This is a genomic window from Pseudoflavonifractor sp. 60 (assembly GCF_009911645.1).
Lineage (GTDB): Bacteria > Bacillota > Clostridia > Oscillospirales > Oscillospiraceae > Lawsonibacter.
On sequence record NZ_QWKI01000174.1, the window covers coordinates 1 to 2,132 of the forward strand.

1 protein-coding gene is annotated in these 2,132 nt (G+C 60.0%); it reads left to right on the forward strand.

Annotation, left to right across the window (positions count from 1 at the left end; translation table 11 throughout):
* Positions 1–144 precede the first annotated feature (144 nt).
* A complete protein-coding gene (ilvD, locus tag D1646_RS17825; protein ID WP_160637758.1) occupies positions 145–1,806 on the forward strand; it encodes a dihydroxy-acid dehydratase in 1,662 nt (553 codons plus the stop codon).
* Positions 1,807–2,132: the final 326 nt, after the last annotated feature.

The window sequence follows — 2,132 nt, forward strand, 5'->3', positions numbered from 1 at the left end:
AGGGGATTGTCCCTGGGAGCACTATCTTCTACCTCAAATTTCAAATTATTTTACCACAATCCTCTTGACTTGTCCAGTAACATATGGTACTCTGACGTCAGACAACTATTTTAAAATCAGACAACTCACAGGAGGTAATAAACTATGCGCTCTGACGTAGTCAAAAAAGGCATTCCCGCCGCCCCCAACCGCTCTCTGCTCTACGCCCTGGGCTACACCAAGGAGGAGCTGGAGCGGCCCCTGATCGGCGTGGTGTGCTCCTACAACGAAATCGTCCCCGGCCACATGAACCTGGACAAAATCGCCGAGGCAGTGAAGGCAGGGGTCCGGGCCGCCGGAGGGACCCCGGTGGAGTTCCCCGCCATTGCCGTGTGCGACGGCATCGCCATGGGACACGTGGGCATGAAGTACTCCCTGGTGACCCGGGACCTGATCGCCGACTCCACCGAGGCGATGGCAATGGCCCACCAGTTCGACGGTCTGGTGATGATCCCCAACTGCGATAAGAACGTCCCCGGACTGCTGATGGCCGCCGCCCGGGTCAACGTCCCCACCATTTTCGTCTCTGGCGGCCCCATGCTGGCGGGGACCTTAAAGGACGGCCGCCGCACCTGCCTGTCCCATATGTTCGAGGCGGTGGGCAGCTACTACGCGGGCAAGCTGGACGAGGCCGGCGTGGAGGAGTATGAGAACAGCGCCTGCCCCACCTGCGGGTCCTGCTCCGGTATGTATACCGCCAACTCCATGAACTGCCTCACCGAGGCCATTGGCATGGGGCTGGGGGGCAACGGCACCATTCCCGCCGTCCACTCCGCCCGCCTGCGCCTGGCCAAGCACGCCGGTATGAAGATCATGGAGCTGGTAGAGAAGGATATCCGCCCCCAGGACATTATGACCGAGGCCGCCTTCCACAACGCCGAGACCATTGATATGGCCCTGGGCTGCTCCACCAATACCATGCTCCACCTGCCCGCCATTGCCCACGAGTGCGGCATTGAGCTCAGTTTCGATATGGCCAACGAAATTTCCGAGCGGACCCCCAACCTGTGCCACCTGGCCCCCGCCGGGGACACCTATATGGAGGACCTGGACCGGGCCGGCGGGGTCTACGCCGTGATGGCCGAGCTGGCCAAGGCGGGCCTGATCGACACCAGCCTGCCCACCTGTACGGGCAAAACCGTCGCTGAAAACCTGGAGGGCGTGGTCAACCGGGACCCCAGCCTCATTCGGCCCATTGATGCTCCCTACTCCAAAACCGGCGGCATTGCGGTGCTCAAGGGCAACCTGGCCCCCGACGGCTGCGTGGTGAAGCAGTCCGCCGTGGCCCCGGAGATGATGCGGCACACAGGCCCCGCCCGGGTGTTCAACTCCGAGGAGGAGGCCATTGAAGCCATCTACGCCGGAAAAATCCTGGCGGGGGACGTGGTGGTCATCCGATATGAGGGCCCCAAGGGCGGCCCCGGTATGCGGGAGATGCTCAATCCCACCTCCGCCATCGCCGGTATGGGCCTGGACAAGGACGTGGCCCTCATCACCGACGGCCGCTTCTCCGGCGCAACCCGGGGGGCCTCCATCGGCCACGTCTCCCCCGAGGCGGCCTCCGGCGGCGCCATCGGCCTGGTGGAAGAGGGGGACATAATCGCCATTGATATCCCCAACCACTCTATCCAGCTGATGGTGGACGACGCCGTCCTGGCCGCCCGCCGGGAGAAGTGGGTCTGCCCCGAGCCTAAAATCAAAACCGGCTACCTGGCCCGCTATGCTAAAATGGTCTCCTCCGCCGACAAGGGCGCCATTCTTTCCTGATTTCTTCCTTTTCTTTGTAAAGAAAAGGAAGCGAAAAGAAACTTCTTCCTCGCTCTGGTAGTATAATATGTGAACTTGAGTTCTCCACCCGGTCACGATTGATACTCTTAAAACTAAAATATAATTCAGCCTTCCCCCGTACCAGGGGAAGGCTGAATTAATTCTATAACTTTAATTCGTAAAGTATCTTTTGTAATGTGGAACGACCCTAGCCTGCCGCTTTATGGCCCTGCGCCAGCAGGGCCTGGTCCCTTTGAAAAGGGGCTCCGCGAAGCGGTGGGGATTGACTGCTGGCATTTCTTCTACTTGGAATCTAAAATAGAAGC